16 protein-coding genes are annotated in these 24,187 nt (G+C 47.3%); 10 read left to right on the top strand and 6 right to left on the bottom strand.

Features of this window, described 5'->3' with window-relative positions:
* The first annotated feature begins 306 nt into the window (after positions 1 to 306).
* From fdhF to L1076_RS14405, 4 genes are all read left to right on the top strand, one after another.
* Positions 307 to 4,545 (top strand): formate dehydrogenase subunit alpha, encoded by a 4,239-nt coding sequence (gene fdhF / locus L1076_RS14420; RefSeq protein WP_237303845.1) that lies wholly within the window; start codon positions 307 to 309, stop codon positions 4,543 to 4,545.
* A 93-nt stretch (positions 4,546 to 4,638) separates the two neighbouring features.
* Positions 4,639 to 5,574, top strand: coding sequence for an endonuclease/exonuclease/phosphatase family protein (locus L1076_RS14415; protein WP_237303844.1), 936 nt, complete (start codon positions 4,639 to 4,641; stop codon positions 5,572 to 5,574).
* A gap of 147 nt (positions 5,575 to 5,721) precedes the next feature.
* Positions 5,722 to 7,536: an amidohydrolase gene (locus L1076_RS14410; RefSeq protein ID WP_237303843.1), complete on the top strand. Its 1,815-nt coding sequence runs from the start codon at positions 5,722 to 5,724 to the stop codon at positions 7,534 to 7,536.
* 200 nt (positions 7,537 to 7,736) lie between these two features.
* Positions 7,737 to 8,108 (top strand): hypothetical protein, encoded by a 372-nt coding sequence (locus L1076_RS14405; protein ID WP_171374330.1) that lies wholly within the window; start codon positions 7,737 to 7,739, stop codon positions 8,106 to 8,108.
* Positions 8,109 to 8,176: 68 nt separating this feature from the next.
* Here the strand turns inward: L1076_RS14405 and L1076_RS14400 are convergent, their stop codons facing one another.
* The 6 genes from L1076_RS14400 to L1076_RS14375 form a co-directional block, all read right to left on the bottom strand.
* Positions 8,177 to 9,274, bottom strand: a complete 1,098-nt coding sequence (locus L1076_RS14400) for an ABC transporter permease (RefSeq protein ID WP_009706212.1) — start codon at positions 9,272 to 9,274, stop codon at positions 8,177 to 8,179.
* Positions 9,274 to 10,200 carry an ABC transporter ATP-binding protein gene (locus L1076_RS14395; RefSeq protein ID WP_237303842.1) on the bottom strand — a complete coding sequence of 309 codons (927 nt, stop codon included), beginning with the start codon at positions 10,198 to 10,200 and terminating at the stop codon, positions 9,274 to 9,276. The genes L1076_RS14400 and L1076_RS14395 overlap by 1 nt, the downstream gene beginning before the upstream one ends.
* Positions 10,201 to 10,204: 4 nt before the next feature.
* Positions 10,205 to 11,152: an HlyD family efflux transporter periplasmic adaptor subunit gene (locus tag L1076_RS14390; RefSeq protein WP_237304059.1), complete on the bottom strand. Its 948-nt coding sequence runs from the start codon at positions 11,150 to 11,152 to the stop codon at positions 10,205 to 10,207.
* 366 nt (positions 11,153 to 11,518) lie between these two features.
* On the bottom strand, positions 11,519 to 13,150 hold the full coding sequence (locus L1076_RS14385) for a methyl-accepting chemotaxis protein (protein ID WP_045407858.1): 1,632 nt from the start codon (positions 13,148 to 13,150) through the stop codon (positions 11,519 to 11,521).
* A 419-nt stretch (positions 13,151 to 13,569) separates the two neighbouring features.
* Positions 13,570 to 14,433 (bottom strand): MurR/RpiR family transcriptional regulator, encoded by an 864-nt coding sequence (locus L1076_RS14380; RefSeq protein WP_134977591.1) that lies wholly within the window; start codon positions 14,431 to 14,433, stop codon positions 13,570 to 13,572.
* An 89-nt stretch (positions 14,434 to 14,522) separates the two neighbouring features.
* Positions 14,523 to 15,794: an amino acid deaminase gene (locus L1076_RS14375; protein WP_237303841.1), complete on the bottom strand. Its 1,272-nt coding sequence runs from the start codon at positions 15,792 to 15,794 to the stop codon at positions 14,523 to 14,525.
* A 179-nt stretch (positions 15,795 to 15,973) separates the two neighbouring features.
* Here L1076_RS14375 and L1076_RS14370 point away from each other — a divergent pair, with 179 nt between their 5' ends.
* From L1076_RS14370 to L1076_RS14345, 6 genes are all read left to right on the top strand, one after another.
* A complete protein-coding gene (locus L1076_RS14370; RefSeq protein WP_237303840.1) occupies positions 15,974 to 17,419 on the top strand; it encodes a D-aminoacylase in 1,446 nt (481 codons plus the stop codon).
* A 51-nt stretch (positions 17,420 to 17,470) separates the two neighbouring features.
* A complete protein-coding gene (locus tag L1076_RS14365) occupies positions 17,471 to 17,863 on the top strand; it encodes a RidA family protein (RefSeq protein ID WP_213907590.1) in 393 nt (130 codons plus the stop codon).
* A 495-nt stretch (positions 17,864 to 18,358) separates the two neighbouring features.
* A complete protein-coding gene (locus tag L1076_RS14360) occupies positions 18,359 to 19,882 on the top strand; it encodes a sodium:solute symporter family protein (protein ID WP_237303839.1) in 1,524 nt (507 codons plus the stop codon).
* A gap of 103 nt (positions 19,883 to 19,985) precedes the next feature.
* On the top strand, positions 19,986 to 20,930 hold the full coding sequence (locus tag L1076_RS14355) for a sugar kinase (protein WP_237303838.1): 945 nt from the start codon (positions 19,986 to 19,988) through the stop codon (positions 20,928 to 20,930).
* A 16-nt stretch (positions 20,931 to 20,946) separates the two neighbouring features.
* Positions 20,947 to 21,585: a bifunctional 4-hydroxy-2-oxoglutarate aldolase/2-dehydro-3-deoxy-phosphogluconate aldolase gene (locus L1076_RS14350; RefSeq protein WP_237303837.1), complete on the top strand. Its 639-nt coding sequence runs from the start codon at positions 20,947 to 20,949 to the stop codon at positions 21,583 to 21,585.
* A 90-nt stretch (positions 21,586 to 21,675) separates the two neighbouring features.
* On the top strand, positions 21,676 to 24,129 hold the full coding sequence (locus tag L1076_RS14345; protein ID WP_237303836.1) for a beta-N-acetylhexosaminidase: 2,454 nt from the start codon (positions 21,676 to 21,678) through the stop codon (positions 24,127 to 24,129).
* The last annotated feature ends 58 nt before the right edge of the window (positions 24,130 to 24,187 follow it).

Genomic DNA, 24,187 nt, shown 5'->3' with positions numbered 1-24,187 from the left:
CATGTGTTTGATGAAAATGATGAAAACCCTTCGATTCTAAAGGTTAACCTAAGGGTAAGGTCAATCATTTATTACTCTTATTATCAAAATAGGCCAACCCTTCAGTTTTCGCACTTTCGAGGGAGTAAAACGTTTGTTAAACACCGAGTGTTGAAAGTTAGCGAAAGAAGCCCTCGCTTTTTATGACACGTGAAAAATGTGGTTTATAAGTTTTACATCACACTAACTTGTCTTACAAATGATTATCCTTATAGAATGCATGGTTTTACTTGTGCAGATTTGGATTTGCTTTGCTGCGGGGGTTGTATGATAGAAATTGTCATCGATGGAAAATATAGAATTGTAGAAGAGGGTCTAACCCTTTTAGAAGCAGCAAAAGTGTGTGGGGTCGAGATCCCATCGCTGTGCGGAATGAACAAAAGTAATGAAAAAGTACCCTGTGACTTGTGTGTGGTTGAAGTCGAAAGCGGCGGTACTAAGCGTGCGTGTGAACTCGAAGTTTACCGCGGCCTTAATGTGGTCACGCAATCAGAACAATTAAGCGGGCACCGCAGAAAAGCACTCAACCGCATCATGACGGACCATTACGCCGATTGTGAAGCGCCATGTAAAACCGCGTGTCCTGCGGGCGTGGATATCCAATCGTACCTTTATCACATCGCACAGAACGATCATCAAAAAGCGATTGAAGTGATTAAGCGTACGCTTCCTATGCCACTATCGATTGGCCGCGTGTGCCCGGCATTTTGTGAGAGCGAATGTCGCCGCTCGTTAGTCGATGAGCCTATTGCAATTCGTCAGCTAAAACGTCATGCCGCGGATGCGGATTTGTCTGCGCATGAAGCCTACGTACCAGAAAAGAAACCAAGCAAAGGTTTGAACATTGCCGTCGTCGGCAGTGGCCCTGGTGGTCTAACGGCTGGCTACTACTTATCGAACGAAGGCTACGACGTTACGGTCTTTGAATCCATGCCAAAAGCGGGCGGTTGGTTGCGTTATGGCATCCCAGAATACCGTTTGCCAAAAGACATTCTAGATAAAGAAATCGAACTGATGTGCCGCAATGGCATGCAAGTTCACACCAATCAAAAGCTGGGTGTGGATTTCACCCTTTCTCAATTGAGTGAAGAATACGACGCGGTGTGTTTGGCGGTCGGCGCGTCTCAAGCGGTCGAAATGCATTACACAGGCAGTGACCTTGAAGGTTGCTACTTAGGCGTTGATTACCTAAAAGATTACGTTACCGAGCAAAACTATGTAACGGGTCAGAAAGTCGCGGTGATCGGTGGTGGTAACACGGCAATTGACTGTGCTCGTACTGCGCGTCGCGCTGGTGCAGACACCACGTTGATTTACCGTCGTACCCGTGACGAAATGCCAGCAGAAGACTACGAGATTGTCGAAGCGGAACACGAAGGGGTGAAATTCCACTTCTTGACCAACCCTGCAGAAAACCTTGCCGATGAAACCGGACGCGTGAATGCGATTCGCCTAGAGCGCATGGCGTTGGGTGAACCGGATGCATCTGGTCGTCGAAGCCCAAAACCAACCGGCGAGTTCTTTACCGAAGAGTTTGACACCGTGATTGCGGCAGTATCGCAAAAGCCAGATTTGAGCTTCCTAGAGGGCGAAGATTTGTCGATTCCGCTTACGCGTTGGAACACCTCTGATGCAGATGAAAAGACCATGCACACCGGCACGGGTAACATCTTCAGTATTGGTGATTTCCGCCGTGGTCCAGCAACGGCAGTTGAAGCCGTGGGTGATGGTCGCGTTGCGGCAAAAGCCATTGATCTGTTTTTGAATGGTGATATGGCAGACATGCCAAAGGCGGCGTTCAACTCACGAAAAGAGAAGAAACTCTCTCAAGTCGATCCGCTTCACTTCGAGAACATCCAGAAAGTCGCTCGATCTATCATGCCTGAGCTGACTCCAGCACAACGCGAGCAAAGCTTCGCTGAAGTGGAGTTGGGCTTTGATAACGAAGAAGCGATGCAGGAAGCAGCGCGCTGTCTAGAATGTGGTTGTCAGGCAAATACCGATTGTGCGCTGCGTGATTACTCCACCGAATATGAAGCTGAGCAGAGCTTTGACTTCTCCTTGCAGATTAAATCACACCAAGATTGGTTAGATCTTCGTGCGAAAGACTTGCGTCATAAGTACGAAGTTGACCGCAGCTCTGAGTTTATTGAGTTTGATGCTAACCGCTGTATTAGCTGTGGTCAGTGCATCCAAGCGTGTCGCGACAAAGCCGTGCACGGTGTACTGAACTTCGTGTGCGATAAACAAGGTCGTCCGGCATTACGTCCTGACGATCGTCCACACTTTGGAAGTAATAAGAATGGCTTAACCCTAATGGGCGATTCGAACTGCGTGCAATGTGGCGCGTGTGTTCAAGTGTGTCCAACAGGTGCGATGGTCGATAGTCGTGACCGTTCGCAAGGTCGTACTGAAGATCTGAAAGCGGTCGACACCATTTGTACATACTGTGGTGTGGGTTGTAAGTTGACTATGTTCGTGGACGAAGCAACCAATACGATTCGTTACGTTAAAGGCGGTGACTCGCCGGTTAACCAAGGCATGCTGTGTGTGAAAGGGCGCTTTGGTTTTGACTTCATTGGCAGTGAAGAGCGTCTTACCACGCCATTGATTCGTAAAGACGGTTGGTTGCAGCCTGCAAGTTGGGAAGAGGCGATTCAACTGATTGCGGGCAAGTTCTCTGGCATCAAGCAAGATTTTGGCAGCAACGCATTGGCGGGTTTCTCTTCAGCGAAAACCACCAACGAAGACAACTATGCGTTCCAAAAATTTGTCCGTCGTGAACTAGGCACTAACAACGTCGATCACTGTGCGCGCTTGTGTCACGCATCGAGTGTAACCGGACTTGAAGCGTCACTGGGTAGTGGTGCAATGACCAATGACATCCCAAGTATTAAGCACTCGGATGTGATCTTTATTATTGGTTCGGATACCACATCGGCGCACCCGATCATCGCTTCACATATCAAACAAGCAATTCGTCATCACGGCGCTCGCTTGATTGTGGCTGACCCGAAACGTGTCGATATGGCAGAGCATGCTGAACTGTATATGGCGCACCGTCCGGGTACGGATGTGATGCTCCTAAACGGTGTCATGCAGCAGATCATCAAGAACGGTTGGTACGATCAAGAGTACATTGAAGAACGTGTCGACGGTTTTGATACCTTACTGCAAGAAGTGATGTCGCCAGCTTACAATCTCGATAAAGTGGAGTTGGTTACGGGCGTAAAAGCCGAAGACATTCAAGCAATGGCGCGCATGATTGGCACGGCAGATCGTACCGCTGTGTATTACTCGATGGGGATTACTCAGCACACGACAGGTCATGACAACGTGCGTTCTATCGCTAACCTGCAATTACTGTGTGGCAATATCGGCATTGAAGGTGGTGGTATCAACCCATTGCGTGGTCAATCAAACGTGCAAGGTGCGTGTGATATGGGCGCGTTGCCAAACAGCTTCCCGGGCTACCAAAAGGTATACAACCCAATTGTGCGTCAGAAGTTTGCGATTGAATGGAATGCGCCAAATCTGCCTTCTGAGCAAGGTCTAACCTTGACAGAAATCATTGATGCGGCTTGCCATCGTGACGTTCGTGGTATGTACATCATGGGTGAGAACCCAGTGTTGAGTGACCCGAACCAAGCGCATGTGATTGAAGGTTTAGAAGCACTCGATTTCTTGGTGGTTCAAGACATCTTCCTAACGGAGACTGCACAATACGCGGATGTGGTTCTGCCTTCTTGCTCGTTTGCAGAGAAAGCGGGTCACTTCACCAATACGGAGCGTCGTGTACAGCGCGTGAATCCGGTTGTCACGGCGCCGGGTGAAGCGAAAGAAGATTGGTGGATTATTCAAGAAATCGCCAATGCCATGGGCAGTGATTGGGATTACCACTGTGTGTCTGATATCACTAATGAAATCGCACGAGTTACGCCTCAATACGCGGGACTTCGTTGGGATGCCATTACGCCAAACGGTGTGCAATGGCCGAGCAACAAGAACAACCCTGCGGGTACTCGCATCATGCACCAAACCCAGTTTACTCGTGGTAAAGGGCAAATGGTGGGCGTACCGTTCCGTTATGCGGCTGAGCTGCCAGATGAAGAGTATCCACTGGTGCTTACTACAGGTCGTGTACTTGAGCAGTTCCATACCGGTACTATGACGCGCAAAACCAAAGGGTTGGATAACCTTGCTGGCCCTCGCGCGATGGTGAGCGTGGAAGACGCAGAAGCGCTTGGCATCAGTAATGGTCAGCGTTTGACGGTGTCTACACGTCGCGGCAGCATTGAGATTGATGCCTTTGTGACTAAGCGGATTCAAAAAGGTGTGGTGTTCATTCCTTTCCACTTTGTTGAGTCGCCGGTTAACCGTTTAACGACAACGGCGACTGATCCGCATGCGAAGATCCCTGAGTTCAAGGTCGCTGCGGTTAAAGTGGAAGTGAGCGAAAAAGCGCTGCTCACAGAGCCTGCAACGGAAGCGGTTCATTCTATTTAAGCCAATCTGTTTAGATACAGGTCAGCAGCGCACTGGCGAGTTGGGCGATTACATATAAGCTTATGATATGTAATCGCTAAATGAGCCGTGCGTGTGCTGAGAGTCGTTAAATGGATTGTGTTGTTTCTACCCGCTTTAATTTGGCTAGTGACAAGGCAATATCATGATACTTGGTGGGCGGAGAATCTAACTTCGATTCCCGCTCTCCTTTTATTCGCCTACCTAGGTTTTGCTCTGGTACTTTTGGGTTGCCGTCATTGGGCTAAAGCCATTGCCGCGACCTTGATTGGTTTCGCTTCTATTGCGTTTCTCTTACCCACTCAAATCACAAACAACCAAACCTGCGAAAATCCGCTGACGATAGTCCAATTCAACCTGTTCTACGAAAATCCGGACATCAATCAGTTCATCAATTACTTACTTAAACACCCTGCGGATTTGGTGGTGATGCAAGAGCTCTCGCCTCAAGTGGGGGAGAAACTTCATCTTCTCGACGATATTTATCCTTTCTATTATGGCGGCCAGCGCGGCGTTGGTTACCCTTCAAATCAGATGATTTTGAGCCGTTATCCTTTGGAGCCAGTTTCGATTTATCACACCCCAGATGGTCAAGAGGTGATTCGAGCAACATGGCAAGTGGACAACCCTATTACCCTGATGACGGCGCATCCTCCTTCGCCAAGAACTGAGCCGTTATGGCAACGCCGCAATGCACTGATTCGAACCATAGAAACTCTTACTGATTTGTACCCAGCACCAGAAATGATCGTGATAGGGGATTTCAATCTTTCTGCTGCAAGCCCGAGGTTTAATGGGCTGTTTTCTGGTTTCCAAACTCAACCCGTAGCCAGTTGGCCAACATCAGTAAAGAACTTGCCGGTTCCTGCTTTCGCCATGATAGGGATTGATCATCTCTGGCTTAAATCGGAAAGCGTAGAGAGGACCATCTGTTCTCGCAAGTCGACAAGCCATCCAAATGGTTCTGATCATCGCTTGGTAACGACGGTGATAGGTAACGTTATGAATTAATTCCTGTTTCATTCTCAAGATTGTGAGCGAAATCGGTTCACCCCTGACAAAAGCGGTCTTTACTTTATACACCATGCTCCTCTTTCTTTTTTGGAACGGGATTCCATAACTAAAGCAGTAAATAAACTGGTGATATAAGGGTTAGAAATGAAACCATTCAAACGAACGTTAGTGGCAGGTGTCATCCTAGGGTTAATTGGTACCGTGGCAGGATGCAGCCCAGCAGAAGAAGCGAAACAATCACAACAAAAGCCAAAACCTGAGGCTCAGGTAGAAGAGCAAGCTCAAGCAACTGCGCCTGTGGAAAGCGGTGAAACGATCTATCTGGCTGATACCATCATCACAATGGATGAAGACCAACCTCGTGTAGAGGCAGTTGTAGCGGACGATGACGGCAAGATTGTCTTTGTTGGACAAGAAGCGCAGGCGCTGAAGCAGTTCCCAAATGCGGATAAAGTCGACTTAGAGGACAAGGTGATCATGCCTGGCTTTATTGAGCAGCACCTTCATCCGTTCCTTGGTGCACTTACGCTGAGCATGCCGGTCATTGCTCCTGAAGAGTGGCAGTTACCAAGCCGTACTTGGCCTGCGGTGAATGGACATGAAGAGTATCTGGCCGCGCTGACTGCCGTTGAAAAAGAGATGAAGGCTCCAAATGAAGTATTGTGGACGTGGGGCTACAACAACTTCTTCCATGGTGAATTGACGCGTGCTGATCTTGATAAGATCTCGAAAACACGTCCAATCGGTGTATGGCATCGTTCGGCACATGAGTTCTACGTCAACTCTGCCTTTATTGAAAAGTTTGGTCTTAACCAAGCCGATATTGATAAGCAAGGTAAAGAGGTAGCAGCTCAGTCAGATCTGGAAAATGGGCATTTTTGGGAAGGTGGTGCACTGATTTACTTGTTACCGCGTATCTACAAAGATCTTGGTAGTGAAGCAAGGTTCCGTGCCGGACTAGAGCAAATGGTAGAAATGCTGCACGAGAAAGGGGTAACAGCTTACAACGAACCTGGCGCGTTTATACCAGAGGATATGGTGGGCCTGTATAAAGAGATTTTGGGGGCTGATGAAACGCCAATGTACTCCTTCTTTACACCAGAGAGTAAGTCACCGTACTTCTTGAAGGGCAAAGAGGGTGTGGTTCAAGCGGTTGAAGAAATCACCAAAACCTTCCCTGATGAAGGCAAAGTTCGCTTCTTTAAAAACCAAGTTAAGCTACTGTTCGATGGCGCGATCATCTCTCAGTTAATGATGATGAAAGACGGTTATCTGGATGGCCACCATGGCGAGTGGATTCAAAGTCCTCAAGAAGTCGAAGACATTACCAAGTTGTTCTGGGAGAAAGATTACCAAATCCTCGTTCATGTAAACGGTGATGAAGGCGTTGAAAAGCTGATTGAAATTTTGAAACGTCGTCAAGCTGAATACCCACGTGATAACCACCGTTTTACGATTGTTCATTTTGCCAATTCGACCGACGAGCAAGTCAAGGAACTGAAAGAACTCGGAGCTATCATCAGTGTGAACCCATATTACGTCACTGGCTTTGGTGACCGTTTTGGTGAAGTCGGCTTAGGTGAAGAGCGTGCTCATGCCATGGTGCGTCTGGCGACCATAGAGAAAGAGCAGATCCCAGTCTCATTGCATTCAGATATGCCAATGGCTCCGGCTGATCCTCTATTACTTGCTTGGAGCGCCGCTACCCGTCAAACCAACAATGGCAATGTATTACGCAAAGACTTGGCCCTATCTCGTGAAGCCGCATTAAAAGGCATCACTATAGAAGCCGCGTACTCTTGGGGAATGGAAGACACCCTCGGCAGTATCGAGGTAGGTAAGGTTGCCAACTTTACGGTACTCGAAGAGGACCCTTATAAAATCGACATCAACAAGCTAAAAGACGTACCAATTTATGCCACTGTCTTTGAGAACAAGCTATTCCCTATTGATAAGTAAAAGTAACTTTTAGCACTAAAGAGCTGCAAGGTGTCTAGTTATTTAGAATTAGGTTAAATCAGGCGACGGCTTGTCATGGAATTGACCGACTCTGACCGTCGCCTGTTATTTGGGTGAATTCTTTAACCTAAACTTCATCCGTTTCCTATACTGAAATTATAGAGAAATGCAGAAATTCATAACGATAAGAGGCAACTTGCATGACAAGAACTACCTCAGCAGTGTTAATTATTATTTTGATGAGCGCCTATTTTGCCTATAACCGTTTCTACGTTTATCCGCAAAAGCTGGAAACACAGGCGGAATCAATGCTGATCCAAATGGCCAATCGAGAAGAGTGGCTTGATGTTCCACAGATGATGGAACGTGTCGATGCACACAAAGCACACTTAGAGCTGGATGCCGACATCACTTCAACCAGTGGCAAACGTGCTTATGGTGAAGGCTATATTACTTACAGTGACCGCAGTAGGAACGTATGCAAACAAGTGGTTTTTAATTTTAAAATCAACTCGTTGAGAAACTACATTATCTCCGATTTGCACGATTGTTCACTCGGTGAGTACTATTGATGTTCTACTCGCTTTGATCAATAACGCCTCCGAATTTGGAGGCGTTTTTAGTTGTGGAATCTGGTGGGTTAATCGAGTGATTTTTTGAAGCGTAATGACGCAACAACTAAACCTATCACTGTAAAGCCCAGTAGCCAAACCGTATCCCGCCATAGCTCCATCAAATCTGCCCCACGCAGCACCACACCGCGAATGATGCGCATAAAGTGAGTCGCTGGGAGCGCTTCGGATATCCATTGTGCTGCAACGGGCATCCCCTCATAGGGGAACATAAATCCGGACAGAAGAATCGATGGCAAAAGAATAAACACCGTCATCTGCATGGCCTGAAGCTGTGTCGTCGCAATGGTGGATATCACCAAACCTAAGGTTAAACTCGCGGCGATAAACAACAGCGTGCCAAACAGTATCTGACTAATGGCGCCGTTTATCGGCACACCAAATATCCAGTGCCCCAAGCCCAAAATTATAAATACCTGTATTAAACCAACAAAGATGTAGGGAATGATCTTCGCCACCATGAGTTCGATGGAGTGGATTGGCGTAGTAATCAATAACTCCAAATTGCCTCGTTCCCGTTCTCGAACAATGGCTGCACTGGTGAACAAGATCATCGTCATGGTCAGAATTACGCCCAATAAACCAGGGACAATGTTTACCGCCGAGCGTCGACTCGGATTGTAATACAGCGCAACTTCAAAGGTTTTGGTTGGGGCAGGGCGTATCTCAAAATCAAAATCCGTTAACGGCATGGTTTGTAGTGAGAGAATCGCAGAACTGATCATGGTGTCTGAACCATCTACAATCCACTGGCCAAGCTCTCGACCTTGCACCATACGTTGGGTTAAGTCGCTAGGCAGAATTAAAGCCGCTCGCACCAAACCGTCTTGAATGGCTTGCTCGGCTTCTGAAGCGGTAGCAAAGGTTTCAACCACATCGACCACTTGCGTGACTTTGACGGACTCAGTGATCACGCGCCCGGCAGTACTGCCACTTTGATCGACGACGCCAACGGGAATGTTGCGAATATCGGTATTAATGGCAAAGCCGAACAGCAAAAGCTGAATCAACGGGATCATCACGACCATGCCAAAGGTAATTCGGTCACGTGAAAGCTGACGGATCTCTTTGATCATCACCGCTTTCATACGGGCAATAGATTTCATCATTGGCGACCTTCTCCCGTAACACTGACAAACACATCTTCCAAGCTCGGGCGAGCAATGTTCATCTCGCAGCCCCCAAGCTCAGGAAAGGTTTGGGTTAACCATTCGATCGGTTGTTCGATGTGCTGGTGGATCAAAATGCGTAAGCGAATGCCGAGCTGTGCGGCAGAACGGACTTCTTCGCGCTGAATGACTTTCTCTTTTAGCTCGCGCAAGTTATCCGCTTTGACTTCGACGATGTTAACGCCCATTTGCGCCATGAGCTCTTCTGGCTCACCATCGGCGCGGATTTCCCCAGCTTCCATGATAGCCAGACGATGGCAACGCTCCGCTTCATCCATGTAGTGCGTTGTGACCAAAATCGTCGTACCTTGGTCAGAGAGATCAAACAACTGCTCCCAGAAATCGCGTCGGTTCTCTGGGTCAACCGCAGACGTGGGTTCATCGAGAAACAACAGTTCTGGTTTATGCATGGTGGCTGCGGCCAGAGACAAGCGCTGCTTCTGGCCGCCACTCATTCCACCGACACGCTGTTTACGCAGTTGGTCGAGACCGTAGGTGGATAGTTGTTCGTTGATACGAGCTTTTAGGGCCTTGGTTTCCATTCCAAAGATTTGTCCAATAAACTCAAGATTCTCTTGAACCGTCAGGTCATCATAGAGGGAAAACTTTTGTGTCATGTAGCCTATCTTAAGGCGTAGCAGTTCCGATTGTTTTGGGATCTCTAGCCCGAGTACATCGACATTGCCCTCGTTTGGGCTAAGCAAGCCCGTCAGCACACGAATGGTTGTCGATTTACCGCAGCCGTTCGGGCCAAGAAAACCATAAATACTGCCTTTGGGCACATTGAGCGTGATGTTGTTGATGGCGGTGAAGTCACCAAACTTTTTCACTACATTTTCAGCTTGAATCGCGTATTCGGTCATTGGCTTACTCCACCAAATCCACTTGCGCTGGTATACCTGAAGGCAAGGATTGTGCTGAGTCTTGAAGGTCGACTTCTGCTAGGTACATCAAACGCGAGCGTTCTTCCTCGGTAAGCGCGAAATAAGGCGTGAATGAAGGCTCAGTCGCAACCCAACGAACGGTGCCGCTATATGGTTGCTCAACGCCATCTACATGCACGTTAACCGTTTTACCCGGCACAAAGTCGGCTCGATAGTTAGCAGGAACATAAACGCGAGCGTATGGGACGCGGCTGGCTTGTATTACAGCAACCACGCCATTGACAGGGACGCGTTCACCAAGGTTAAACGGTAGGTTATCTAACAAGCCATCTCGCGTGGCCGTGATGGTGAGTTCTGCCAGTTTCTGTTCTTGTAGTACCACATCGGCTTTTGCTGCCATGAGTGCGGCTTTCGCTTGTTCAATATCTTCAGGGCGAGAGCCAGCCGTCAGTTTGCTGAACTCTTCTTGTGAGGAGTCTAGCTCTGCACGGGCAGAATCTCTGGCTGCTAAAGCGGTGTCTTTTTCTGATTGGCTGATGAGCTTTTTACGAACTAACTCTGCTTTACGTTGGTAGTTCTTTTGCGCTTCAACCAATTGAGCTTCCGCTCTGGCAACGCGAGCTTGCGCTGCGGCAATGTCTTCCGGTCGCTCACCATTGGTCAATTTCAAAAGATAGGCGTCAGCCTTGGCTTGTTCGGCTACGGCGTGAGCTAAAACGGCTTCTTGGTTCTTTGTATCGAGCTGAACCAGCACTTCTCCTTCGGTGACTTGGCTGCCTTCCTTGATGGGTAGGGCACGAATTATCTCGCTAGACGTTGCAGTAAAGGTTACGCGGTCACGTTCTAATGTGCCAAGGGCTTGCTGTCCGTCATCTTTGGAACAAGCAGTTAAAAGAGTCAGGGCTAGGGTGCCAAGAATGATTCGCTTCATCATGCGACGCTTCCTCTAAGAAGGTGAGCTCGAAATCGTATCAAGCTATAGAAGAGTGTGGGACTGCATTCAGTGTAACGTGAGTCAGTTTTGTCCGGCTAGGAAGTTAATTCCTTCAATATTCATCAATTGATTAATTATTGAAACTAATCTCACCTTTGAATGGGTCTCTAAGAATATTCTCATTCAAATATAGTGGGTTACCGTGATGTTGGTGGGATTAGGAAAGATAAATTGAAGAATCGAGACAAGGATCAGGTTTACCGTGTACACGTAAAGAAACGGCAAGATAAAGCAAAGCCCGATGGCTGAGCATCGGGCTTTACAGAGCGCTAGGACAAAGTTAACGCAACCTTTAATGGCTGTTTAAGCCGTTTTAAACTGACTGACGATTTCTTGTAGACCAACGGCCAGTTCACTTAAGTCTCGACACGCAATCGCGGTTTGACGAGAGCCTGTTGCGACTTCGCTAGAGAACTGGTTGATGTGTTCGACATTGCGGTGCAGCTCTTCAGTCACAGAGCTTTGTTCACTGCACGCACTCGCGATTTGGATACTCTTCTCAGCAATGTTGTCAGCGCTTTGTTCGATGTGACCAATAGTACTACCGGCTTTTTGTGCTTGTTCAACGCAGGTTTGGATTAAGTCGCTGCTGTTTGTTGTTGCCGTTACCGCTGTTTTCGAACAGTTCTGTAGCTTACTGATGATAGCAACGATCTCTTCTGTCGATGCTTGTGTACGACTCGCTAGCGTACGAACTTCATCAGCCACAACTGCAAATCCGCGGCCTTGTTCACCCGCGCGGGCTGCCTCAATTGCGGCATTGAGAGCAAGTAGGTTCGTTTGCTCTGCGATGTCTTGAATCACGTCAACCACCACGCTGATGTTCGATGCGTCTTGCTCTAGCTCGCTTACCATGGTGCCAACAGACTGAATCGCGACCGAGGCTTCGTTGATCTGTTCAATACACTCTTGAACCACTTCTAAGCCTTCTTTGGCTTCTTGAGATGCGCTGTTTGCAGTTTCTGAAGCGGCTTCCGTGTTGCTTGCTACATCGTGCACCGTTGCTTGCATTTCGTTCATGGCGGTCGCAATCAGGTTAAGTTGTTGCTGTTGCTCATCCATCCCTGAAGAGGTTTGTTCTGAAATGGCGCTTACTTCCTCGGTAGCGGTGCTCACCTGAGCGGTAGTAGAAGAGATGCTGTCGACCAGACTCAGCAGCTTGGCTTGCATATCTTCACAGGCGTCTGCCAATAAACCGAGCTCGTCGTTACCAATTTTATTGCGCGGAAGTTTGTAGGTTAGATCGCCAGAAGCAATCTTAGAGGCCATTTCAACCACGTATTGCAGTGGAGAGCAGATTTGTTTTGTGAGGAATAGGCCGAGTACAAAGCTCAATGCCAATAAAGCAACAATCGCGATAATGCTATAAGTGATGGCGTCTGCTACCACATCGTGAGTGCTGTTGATGTCTTCTTTGATGAAGGTTTGGTTTAACTCAACCAGATCTTTAATCGAGTTAGAAAGTGCTTGGAAGGTTGAAAAACCATCCAGCAGCATAGCGTTGGCTTCATCAATGCGTTTTGTGGTTAATAGCTCTGAATATTTGTCGTTGAAGCTACGGTATTTTGACCATGCATTCGATACTTCATTATAAGCATCACGGTCGCGCTGATCCCAAAGTGTTTTACCATATTGTTCAATATAGTTTTCGATTTTATTTTCTGATTCATCCAAACCTTTAAGCCAAGTGTTAAATTCAGCATGGTTTACATTAGTCAGCAAAGAGAATTCGTCTTTTCTTAAGGTGCCAATTTCGATTTCAATATTTTTCACCAATAAAATACTTGGCACTGTGGTGTCAGAAAATTCTGTCATCTTGCCATCAATAAGCTTTATTTGAGAGGTAAAGAAGAAAGATAACGCAATGACGGCAGCGGAGATAACAAGTATCAACGCACTGATTTTACTTTTAATACTTAGGTTAGAAAGTTTCATAGACTCACTGCAATTGGGGGGCTTGAAAGGCTCGGAGTCTATTCCTGAGATTTGAAATTTAGTGTGATGAAAGTCTCAAATAGTTTTATCGGAAACCAAAATAAAATGGAAACTTAATGTTCATATTTCGTTTGAAAATAAGTTAATAGTTAATCAATATTGATGTGGAAAATAATTAATTAACTTATAAATTATTTCGAGTACGAATTGGTATTAATCTTGATAACCTTACATTCAATCAGAATTTTCTTATTGATGAATTTCGTTATTTATGTGTTAGCAAGTTTTCCTAAATATTAAAACAAGACATCGTACCGAATTGAAGTATTATCTCGGTAAAATAAAAGCCCGATGCTGAACATCGGGCTTCATTGTTTGAGTTTTATGAGCGAGATTTTAGGTATCTAGACCACGTTGGTTTAATCACCAAGAGGCTGTCTTTCCAAACCGCCACGATAAGAGTCGAGGGCAACTTTGAGTCGGCGAAGTTTATCTCGCGAGCGTCGCTTATGATTAACGGCTAATGCCATCGAAAGTACATCAACCAAAGCCAACATCGCGTAGCGAGAAGCGGATGGCTTGTAGATGAAGTCCGTCTCTTGGTGCTCAATAGGCAGAACCAAATCGGCTTGCTCAGTCAAAGGCGTGTCTTTCGGAGTAATCACAATAACTTTCACGCCGTACTGCTTAGCTAATTGCGCGGTTTCTATAATGGCAGGGGTATAGCCAGTGGCTGAGATCATCACCAACACATCATTCGCGTCTGCCGTCGCTGCAATCATGCGCGATAACAAGCCATCGTTGTACGCCACAACAGGGTAACCCAGACGGAATAAGCGATGCTGCATCTCCTGTGCTGCAATGGTTGAGCCGCCACCCATACCAATACAGATCACTTGTCTTGCGCTGTGCAGCCAATTCACAGCAGTGTCGATATCTTCTTCAACAATCAAACTGCGGTTTACATCAAGGGATTGCTTGATCGATTCATAAATGCCTTGGTAGCCACTTTGGTCAGGCGGCTCAAGGATGAATCGTTGCCCAACCGTTAAGGTTTGTGCCAGTTTGATCTTCATATCACGTACGTTTTTGCAGCCAACAGCTTTGGCAAAACGGGTGATAGTGGCTTCACTCACTTCTGCGCTTTGTGCCAGTTCAGTAATGCTGGCATTGGCGGCAGTTTGAATGTCGTCCATGATCAACTTCGCGACCTTTTTTTCGGCATCGCGCAGCGCACTGAAACGTTCAGTGATTTGAGAGATAATATCGACTTCTAAACTCAAGCTGTGTTCCTATCTATTGCATGGAGACGATTGTGCCGTCTCCACTGGTTTGGCATGAAGTATAACGAAAAGCCTCACTAAGCTCATCATCAGAAACGGGTTTTCACCCAATGAGTGACTTGATACTCATCATCACAAACTGCCACTGCACGCCATTTATCAAACGTTAAACATGGATGAGAGGTTGAGAAGGCAATCATATCACCCACTTGAAGGTCGCTGTTTGCGTCTACTTCGATGAACGCGTGCTGATCCATCACCGCGGTCGTTACCGCACTTTCAATAGAGATTGATTCACCTTCACGGTATGCGCGCTCGGGGATTGGTAATCCGGCATCAAACGCCACGTCACGTTTACCGAAGCCGGCAACTAGCTTGGTTGGCTCGGGGCGAGAAATCACATAAGCCCAAAGCTCTAGTGCTGATTCCAAGTCACCACCTAAATCACACGCCGCACCTTGGTTGTTTTCAGCGCGCTGCATGACTTTGTTTTGTGCGTCTAGGTAAATACCTGTGTCATGAATCGCGTAGCAACCGGGGCGAATGATGGCGTCAAAATCTTCTAGGTTGGCGAAGCATTCAGAAACCACGTCATACCAAGCAGAGCCTGCGCCTGTGACCAGAGGCTTGGACTCAATCAATTTGTCGTTTTGTAGTTGGGCTGCGATTTCTAATGTGGTGTTGAGGAAGTCACGGATGTCTTGCTCGGCATTGTCACCATGAATGACACCTTCGTAGACCTCGATACCTTTGAGTGTAAGGTGAGGTTGCTGGTGGATGAGTGTGGCGAGCTCAACCACATTTTGTTGATTTCGGCACCCACAGCGACCGCCTTCGACACCAAACTCAATCAGTACATTAAGCGGCAACTGATATTCAGCGAAGGCACGCTCTAGCGCTTTGACGTTTCGGTTTGAATCCACACAGCAATAGAAGTTGACCCCGTGGTTTTCAATCAAGTTGGCGATGATGGTCATGTTCGCGCGCCCGACTAGTTGGTTCGCCATGATGATGTTTTTCGCTCCGCCTAGCGCCGCAATCTCTGCCTGAGCTGGCGTTGCGACGGTAATGCCCCAAGCGCCGTTTTCTAATTGCTGCTGAAAGAAAGCGGGAGTCATGGTGGTTTTACCGTGCGGTGACAACTTCACTTTGTGCTGATTGGCAAAACGCTGCATCCAATCGAGGTTGTTCTTCAATGAAGAAGATTTGATCACCGCAGCGGGCAAGGTGATCTCTTCATGGATCAAACTGTGTAACCCATCGGAATTGCACGCAACAGGTTGAGCCTTTTCTCCGTAACCTGGCGTGGTAACACACTCATTATGATAGTTTTTATCACACTTTTGGCGATTGTCTTTCATGGCGCACCTACTTCTAACATGGTCTAAGTGATTGATATTAAGTGTTTGTTGCTAATTACCATAAATAATATGTTAGAAAGTATCAAACAAATCTGAGTTTTTTGTGTGTTTCTTCACTGTTTAAATTTCAAGAATTATTAAGATGGAATCATGTTAACGACGGACGAAGAGAGTGAAGTATGTTGTTCGATACCATTATCAAAAGCGTAGAGGTATTTGACGGTACGGGTGCAGCACCATTCATTGCTGATGTTGCGATTCGTCAAGATCGTATTGAGCAAGTAGGGCAGCTAGACGAGCTTTCTGCAAAGAAGGTTATCAACGGTCAGGGTCTTGCGTTGGCTCCGGGATTTATTGATGTGCACACGCACGATGACACCAATGTGATTCGTTACCCTGACTGCTTGCCAAAGATCAGCCAAGGTGTGACGACGGTAATCGTAGGCAATTGCGGAATTAGCGCGAGTCCTGCGGTACTCAGTGATACCCCGCCAGACCCAATGAACCTATTGGGCAAGCAGGAAGACTTCAAATACCCAACCTTTGCGGAGTATGCGAAGGCGGTACAAGCGGCGAACCCTGCGGTCAACGTTGCAGCGTTAGTCGGTCACACAACTTTACGCAACAACGTAATGGACGACTTACTGCGCACGGCTACCGATGAAGAAATCGAGCAAATGCGCCAAACACTGGCACAAGCGATGGAAGAGGGCGCATTGGGTTTGAGCTCGGGTCTTGCTTATGCGAGTGCCAAGCAAGCAAACGCGGATGAAGTGATGCGCCTAGCGGAAATTCTTGGTCATCACGGTGGTATCTACACCACACACATGCGCACTGAGTTTGAAGAAATCATCAGCGCAATGGAAGAAGCCTTTGAAACTGGGCAGTACGCCAAAGTGCCCGTGGTGATTTCTCATCTGAAATGCGCAGGCGCAGGCAACTGGGGACGCACGGTAGAAGTGCTGGATTTGATGGATAAGGTTTCTGAGCATCAAGACGTGTCTTGCGATTGCTACCCATATTCGGCGAGTTCTTCAACGCTGGATTTAAAACAGGTGACGGATGAAATCGACATCTTCATCACCTGGTCTGAAAGCAAGCCAGAACACGCTGGCAAGATGCTGAAAAACATTGCTGACGAGATGCAACTGCCTCTTATGGAAGCAGCAAAAGCGTTGCAACCTGCGGGTGCGGTTTATCACTGCATGGATGAAAACGACGTCAAACGTGTCCTTAAGTATAAGTTGACCATGGTGGGCTCGGATGGATTACCAAATGACCCGCATCCACATCCACGTTTGTGGGGCACATTCCCGAAAGTCTTGGGGCATTACTGTCGTGAAGAGCAGCTTTTCCCATTGGCAGAAGCGATTCACAAGATGACGGGGATGTCGGCAACACGCTACCAATTGAAAGATCGTGGGGAAATAAAAACAGGCGCTTACGCAGACTTGGTTTTATTTAACCCAAATACAATTAAAGATACTGCAACGTTCGAAAATCCAATTTCCGTCGCGCAAGGTATTGAATCTGTATTTGTAAATGGCGAACTATCTTATTTAAAAGATAAAGTCACCGAAAATAGAAATGGCGTATTTATTTATAGAAATAATACCCATCAATAACTTATTAAATAAATTAATTTTATAGATTAAGCATTATCACTGGAGAATATTATGTCAATTAAACGTTATGGTATAGAAGGCGGCGTAGGTACTGGCGGTCAACATTTACCATTTGCACGTGCAACAGAAGCGGGCGGCTTCTTATACGTATCGGGTCAAACACCAATGACTGACGGCGAAGTGGTAGAAGGTGGTATCGTTGACCAGTCTCGCCTAGCGATTCAAAACTGTGTCGATATCATGGAAGAAGCTGGCTACACGCTTGCTGACGTGGTACACGTAAAAGTGGTACTAACGGATTCTCGTTACTTCCAATCGTTCAATAAAGTGTTCAGAGAGTTCTTTGGCGACCACCCACCTGCACGTATTTGCATGGTGTGTGATCTCGTGGTCGACGTGAAAGTCGAAGTCGATGTGACTTGCTACCGCGAAGATCGCCGATAGAAATCACACTTTACCTAATTAAATGATACCCAAGTAACCTCGAGATGCTTGGTTCAGCGAGAATGACTTGGTTTGAAGGCGAGGCAACAATTTGAAGATCTAGTGGCTCTAAATCGAAAATTGTTAACGAAGCATGCGAACCAAGGCAACTCGCCCTTCGGGAGCGTGTCACTGAAGCAACTTCATCGTCAAACAACTTGGAAATAGCTTGCTATTCCGCTTCGTTGTTTTCCTTGAACTTGAATCAGTGACGACGCTCTGAATCTAGCATCTTGAAGTCACTTGGGTATTGAGTGCCAAATATAATTAATTTCCTATTATTATCTTTTTGGCACTCTCACTCCCTACATAAATATAATTTCATAAAGCAGTAGTGCCTAATATATTTAGCAAAAGCTATTAAAATAAAATTAGATAATTTCTGGAATAAAATCTAATACTTGCTGCTGGAATTATATCAATCTGAAAGATGGATTTTGATATGAGAGGTGTTCAATGAACAGTACACTTTTTCTTACCGGCTTCGGTGCGTATGTCTTATTTTTAATTTGGTTGGGATGGTTTGTCTCTCGCAATCAAAAATCAGGTGAAGACTTTCTACTCGGTGGTCGAGGTTTACCTCTGTTCCTCGTATTAGGTACCACGGTAGCAACTATGGTTGGCACGGGCTCTAGTATGGGCGCGGTTGGCTTTGGTTACTCAAACGGTTGGGCTGGTGCGCTTTACGGTATTGGCGGCGCAATTGGTATCTTGTTATTGGCACTGTGGTTTGCGCCAGTTCGTAAACTCAACTTTATGACTATGAGTGAAGAGCTCGCATACTACGTAGGTGCAAACCGCATCGTGAAGAACGTGGTTGGTCTGCTTATCTTTATTGCTTCTATTGGCTGGTTGGGTGCCCACATCCTTGGTGGTGGTATGTACCTAGCGTGGATTGCCGATATTGAGCTGAGCACTGCGAAGATGATCATCGCAGCAGCGTTTACCATATACGTCGTTATTGGCGGCTACACTGCGGTGGTTTGGACAGACACCATTCAAGCTATCATCTTGTTTGTTGGCTTCATCCTAATGGCGGTACTGTCAGTGCAGCACATTGGCGGCTTGGATAACCTGTACTCAGCCATGGACCCAGGAGCGGTGAGCTTCCTTGCGATTGAGAAGCTTGGTCTAATCCCTGCGGTTTCTCTTGCTGTTGTGATTGGTGTGGGTGTACTTGCAACGCCTTCATTCCGCCAACGTATCTACTCAGGCAAAGATGTATCAACCATCCGCCGTTCGTTCGTGGCTTCTGGTGTGCTGTACTTGTTCTTCTCCATCATTCCAGCAGTCATTGGTATGGCGGCGCATGCGATTGACCCTGAGCTGAACAATGCAAACTTTGCTTTCCCATACATCGCGGCAACAGTATTGCCAGTAGGTGTTGGTCTTATCGTTCTGATTGCAGGTCTATCGGCAACCATGTCGAGTGCAAGTTCCGATGCGATTGCGGGCGTGTCTATCTTATTGCGTGACGTGTACGTTATGTTCACCGGTCGCGTGCCAAACAAAGAGTCCATGTTGAATTACTCTCGCTTGGCTTTGGTTGTGGTGATCGGTTGTGCATTGCTGTTCGCGCTAACTTCGAACGACATCATCGGCTACATCACTAAGATGATCTCGACAGTCATGTCTGGCATGTTCGTGTGCGGTATGTTGGGTCGCTTCTGGAAGCGTTACAACTGGCAAGGTGCATTGGCAACATTGGCAGGTGCGTCTATCGCTTCATTTACAGTCATGATGAGCCCGGACCTAACCGCTTTCTGGGGCAACCCAGTCATTCCATCTTGCTTGTTTGCTCTAACTGCTGGTGTGGCAGTGAGCCTAGTGACTCCAGCTAACCAAGTGTCACCAGAAATGGCACGAGCAATCCTAGATGATGAGCGTGCTCTGATGGAAATGGAACTGTCTGACAAAGGCGTCCTGGAAGAAGACGCTTCTCTACAAAACCGCGCAACGGCGGCAAATCAAAACGCTTAACAGCAAAGAGTTTCCGGCTTGAACAGAAACTCGCTCATAAGCTCCTGAGAAACTGGTGGCTCCCCCGAGCCACCATTCTAAATCTATCCAAAGTAGGTGAACGATGACCGATTCATCCCAGACTAAAATTGCTTTCTTTGGCGAATGCATGATTGAACTGAGCGGCGACCCAATTTGCAAAGGCTTTGGTGGCGACACGCTCAATACCGCACTTTACCTCTCTCGACTAACGGCTCAACAACCTGTCCAAGTGTCTTACGCGACCGGTCTTGGGGAGGACGTACTTTCTCAAGAGCTTCTGGAAAACTGGCAACAAGAGGGCATTGCGACTGATCTTGTCGAGATCTTCCCAGCTCAACTGCCGGGTTTGTACATGGTGCAGACCGACCAAGAAGGCGAACGCAGCTTTCTATACTGGCGTGACAGCGCAGCCGTTAAAGGTTACTTCTCTACTTCTTCGCTCAACAAATTAGAAACCGCGATTGCGAACCGAGCGCTGGATTATCTTTATCTGAGTGGCATCAGTATTGCGATTCTAAATGACGATAGCAAAGTAAGGCTTAAAAAGGCATTAAGTCAGTTCTCACAAGATGGAGGCAAGGTTGTCTTCGATAATAACTTCCGTCCTAAACTTTGGTCTGTACAAGAGGCGAAACATTGGTACAGCCAAATTCTGCCTTTAGTCGACATTGCGCTTATCACTGAAGACGATGATGTCTTGGTATGGGGTGAAGAGGAAAGTGTTGAGCAGCGCAGCCTTCGCTTTGGTTGCCAAGAAATCGTGATTAAACGTGGCTGTGAGCCTTGCAAACTGGTTTGGTCGCATGGTGATGACAAGCAAACCGCTTACGTAGCCGCCGAGAAGGTTGTCAAAGTGATCGACACCTGTGCCGCCGGCGATTCATTTGCTGCTGGTTACCTTGCAGGACGATTGACCGGACAAAGCTGTGAGCAGTCTGCCCAACTCGGTCACGCACTAGCAGCAACCGTTATTCAATATCCTGGCGCGATCATTCCAAATGACGCCATGACTCATCTAATTCGATAATTTCCGAGAACGTATTATGTCCCAAGCAATGATTCAGCAACTTCAGCAACTTCAGCAATTCAAAGTTATTCCTGTTATTCAAATCAATAAGGTTGAGCACGCGATTCCACTGGCGAAAGTGTTAGTAGAAAACGGTTTGCCAGTCGCAGAAGTGACGTTTCGAACAGAAGCCGCTGCCGATGCGATTAAAGCCATGCGTGATGCTTACCCGCAAATGTGCATCGGTGCTGGCACGGTACTGACGCCAGAGCAAATTACCCAAGCGAAAGACGCGGGCGCGGAGTTTATTGTCGCGCCGGGGTTGAACCCCAATACCGTGCGTCGCTGCCAAGAAATCAACATGCCAATCGTACCGGGTGTGAATAACCCAAGTCAGGTTGAACAAGCACTTGAGTTGGGTTTGAACTTCCTCAAATTCTTCCCGGCGGAAGCGAGCGGTGGTATCGCGATGGTGAAGTCACTACTCGCACCTTATGTTGATGTGAGTCTGATGCCGACAGGCGGTATCGGTAAAAGCAACGTCAATGATTACCTAGCCATCGACCGTGTGGCTTGCTGCGGTGGTACTTGGATGGTTGCGCCGAGCTTAATTGAAAGCGAACAGTGGGACGAAATTGGCAAGCTGGTTCGTGAAGCAGTAGAGCTGGTTGCGTAACTTAAACAGAGCTCTTTTACCCAAGTCACCAGACCCCACTAAATAGCGTGACTTGGGTTGAACAATAATAACAACGACAGGATGGCGCGGATGAACAAAGGTACATTAGCACTACTCATTTCAGGCTTAATCACAATTCCAACGGCAGCGATGACGATGACTCCCAACACCGATCTTAACCTAATGCCTTACCCACAAAATGTAGAGTTGGGGCAGGGTAAAATCACACTGGATAAATCCTTCAGCATTTACATCAAAGGCTACGATTCACCGCGCGTGCAGTTCAATGCAAAGCGCACCATGGATCGTCTATATCGCCAAACCGGCTTACCAATGTTGAACTGGCATGCTGAGTCGGAAAAAGACGCGACCTTGGTGATTGATATTCGTAATGCGCCCAAGTCCGAGGTGCAAGACATTAACAGTGATGAATCATACCAACTTGAATCGCGTAATGGTCAGATCATCATTCGCTCCGAACGCCCTTACGGTGCTTTCCATGGTTTAGAAACATTCTTGCAGTTGGTGACTACGGACGCGACTGGCTACTTTGTGCCTGCGGTGTCGATTCAAGATGAGCCACGTTTTCCTTGGCGCGGTGTTTCTTATGATACTTCTCGTCACTTCATTGAACTCGATGTGATTCTTCGTCAACTCGATGCGATGGCATCAGCAAAAATGAACGTCTTCCATTGGCATATTTGGGATGACCAAGCGATTCGTATCCAGCTCGATAACTACCAAAAGCTTTGGCAAGACACCGCAGATGGTGATTACTACACCAAAGATGAAATCCGCCATGTGGTGAATTACGCGCGCAACCTTGGCATTCGAGTTATCCCTGAAATTTCTTTGCCGGGACATGCTTCGGCCCTAGCGCATGCTTACCCTGAATTGATGTCTGGTATGGGTGAGCAATCTTACCCGCATCAACGTGGCTGGGGTGTATTTGAACCGTTAATGGACCCGACCAATCCTGAACTCTACAAGATGCTGGCGAGCGTGTTTGACGAAGTGGTTGAGCTCTTCCCAGATGAGTACTTCCATATCGGTGGTGATGAACCAAATTACCAACAGTGGAGAGACAACCCGAAGATTCAGCAATTCATCAAAGACAACAATCTGGATGGTGAGCGTGGTCTTCAATCGTATCTGAACACCAAGGTTGAACAGATGCTGGAACAGCGCGGCAAGAAGATGACTGGCTGGGATGAAATCTGGCACAAAGACCTTCCAACCTCGATTGTGATTCAAAGTTGGCAAGGGCACGACAGTATCGGTCGAGCAGCAAAAGAGGGCTACCAAGGCATTCTCTCAACAGGCTATTACCTAGATCAGCCGCAGCCAACCAGTTACCACTATCGCAATGATCCAATGCCGAAAGGAATCACGGTTGATGATCAACTTCATCAAGGTGAGAAATTCGCGACTTATGATTGGGTGAAACCGCGCAACAAAGGCGGCCCACGTACAGGTAATCTAACCATTATTGAAGCAACAGACGGCAGCTACCGTGCGTTTACCGATTACAACGGCAAGTCCCGCGAAGAGGTGTTTATCATCGAGTACGTGCCGGGTGTGAAGTTTAAAGGGCACTTCGATAACTTTATGTCTTACACCGAATTCAACTATGACTTCGCGGATGGCAAGTTGAGGGACAGCAGTTACCAATTGATTGGCAATGTTCGTTGGCCTGCGACTGGAGAATTGGTCGCGAGCAGTGACATGCAGGGAAGTGTTATTCCAGAGCCGAACGGTGGCTATCCGGCTGAGCTGACCGAGAAAGAACAGCAGCTAATCTTAGGTGGAGAAATCACCATTTGGGGTGAGAACCTCGATTCAATGACCATCGAGCAACGCTTATGGCCACGAAGCTACGCGATTGCAGAGCGTTTATGGTCGAGCCAAGACCTGACCGATGAGCGCAGCATGTACAAGCGCATGAAGGTGATGGATACATGGTCTGGGATTTCGCTTGGTCTACGCCATCATGCCGATGCCAATATGATGTTGAAACGTCTTTCTAATGGTGCGGACGAAACACCGCTACAAACGTTAGCGAAGTACATCGAGCCGGCTCAATACTACGCACGTCATTGGGAGAAGTGGATCTCTACGCCAATTGAAGGTGATTTGTACAACCAGTATGAGCGACTAAACCGCTTTGTGGATGTATTGCCTGTAGAAAGCCTAGCAGTGTATGAGATGCAAGATTTGGTCGCGGCTTATGCTCAAGGTGATAAAACCGCGTTGGATGCGTTAGCGATGCATTATCAAAGCGTTAAGTTAGCGGCGCAGCAAGCCAAACCTCTTTTCGCTGCAAACGTGGCATCGGTAGAAACGGTGCCAGTTGCAGACGCCGCAATCAAAGTTGCCGATTTAGGTTTAACCTTGATTGAGCTCGCCAAGCAGGGCAGTGAAATTAGCCAATCTGACGCTGAAGCGTATCAACGCACTATCGATGAAAATGCGATTATTTTTGATGAAACGATTGTCGCCATCGTAGTACCAACCGAGCGGTTGCTTCACACTTTAACCGATTGATAACTAAAAGGGATTGCCGTCTGGTAACGCAGGCGGCATCTTATCGTTTAAGCACTCT

Source organism: Vibrio sp. MMG023, assembly GCF_021654215.1.
GTDB classification, from domain to species: Bacteria; Pseudomonadota; Gammaproteobacteria; order Enterobacterales; family Vibrionaceae; genus Vibrio; species Vibrio jasicida.
Note: the sequence above shows the minus strand (reverse complement) of the source record. Positions and strands in the feature narration are given on the sequence as shown.

Excerpts from the sequence above, each read along its gene's own strand:
- L1076_RS14375 (WP_237303841.1), bottom strand. The coding sequence starts at position 15,794 with ATGAAAGACAATCGCCAAAAGTGTGATAAAAACTATCATAATGAGTGT.
- fdhF (WP_237303845.1), top strand. The coding sequence starts at position 307 with ATGATAGAAATTGTCATCGATGGAAAATATAGAATTGTAGAAGAGGGT.
- L1076_RS14385 (WP_045407858.1), bottom strand. The coding sequence starts at position 13,150 with ATGAAACTTTCTAACCTAAGTATTAAAAGTAAAATCAGTGCGTTGATA.
- L1076_RS14345 (WP_237303836.1), top strand. The coding sequence starts at position 21,676 with ATGAACAAAGGTACATTAGCACTACTCATTTCAGGCTTAATCACAATT.
- L1076_RS14400 (WP_009706212.1), bottom strand. The coding sequence starts at position 9,274 with ATGAAATCTATTGCCCGTATGAAAGCGGTGATGATCAAAGAGATCCGT.
- L1076_RS14410 (WP_237303843.1), top strand. The coding sequence starts at position 5,722 with ATGAAACCATTCAAACGAACGTTAGTGGCAGGTGTCATCCTAGGGTTA.
- L1076_RS14370 (WP_237303840.1), top strand. The coding sequence starts at position 15,974 with ATGTTGTTCGATACCATTATCAAAAGCGTAGAGGTATTTGACGGTACG.
- L1076_RS14390 (WP_237304059.1), bottom strand. The coding sequence starts at position 11,152 with ATGAAGCGAATCATTCTTGGCACCCTAGCCCTGACTCTTTTAACTGCT.
- L1076_RS14350 (WP_237303837.1), top strand. The coding sequence starts at position 20,947 with ATGTCCCAAGCAATGATTCAGCAACTTCAGCAACTTCAGCAATTCAAA.
- L1076_RS14405 (WP_171374330.1), top strand. The coding sequence starts at position 7,737 with ATGACAAGAACTACCTCAGCAGTGTTAATTATTATTTTGATGAGCGCC.
- L1076_RS14395 (WP_237303842.1), bottom strand. The coding sequence starts at position 10,200 with ATGACCGAATACGCGATTCAAGCTGAAAATGTAGTGAAAAAGTTTGGT.
- L1076_RS14365 (WP_213907590.1), top strand. The coding sequence starts at position 17,471 with ATGTCAATTAAACGTTATGGTATAGAAGGCGGCGTAGGTACTGGCGGT.
- L1076_RS14360 (WP_237303839.1), top strand. The coding sequence starts at position 18,359 with ATGAACAGTACACTTTTTCTTACCGGCTTCGGTGCGTATGTCTTATTT.
- L1076_RS14355 (WP_237303838.1), top strand. The coding sequence starts at position 19,986 with ATGACCGATTCATCCCAGACTAAAATTGCTTTCTTTGGCGAATGCATG.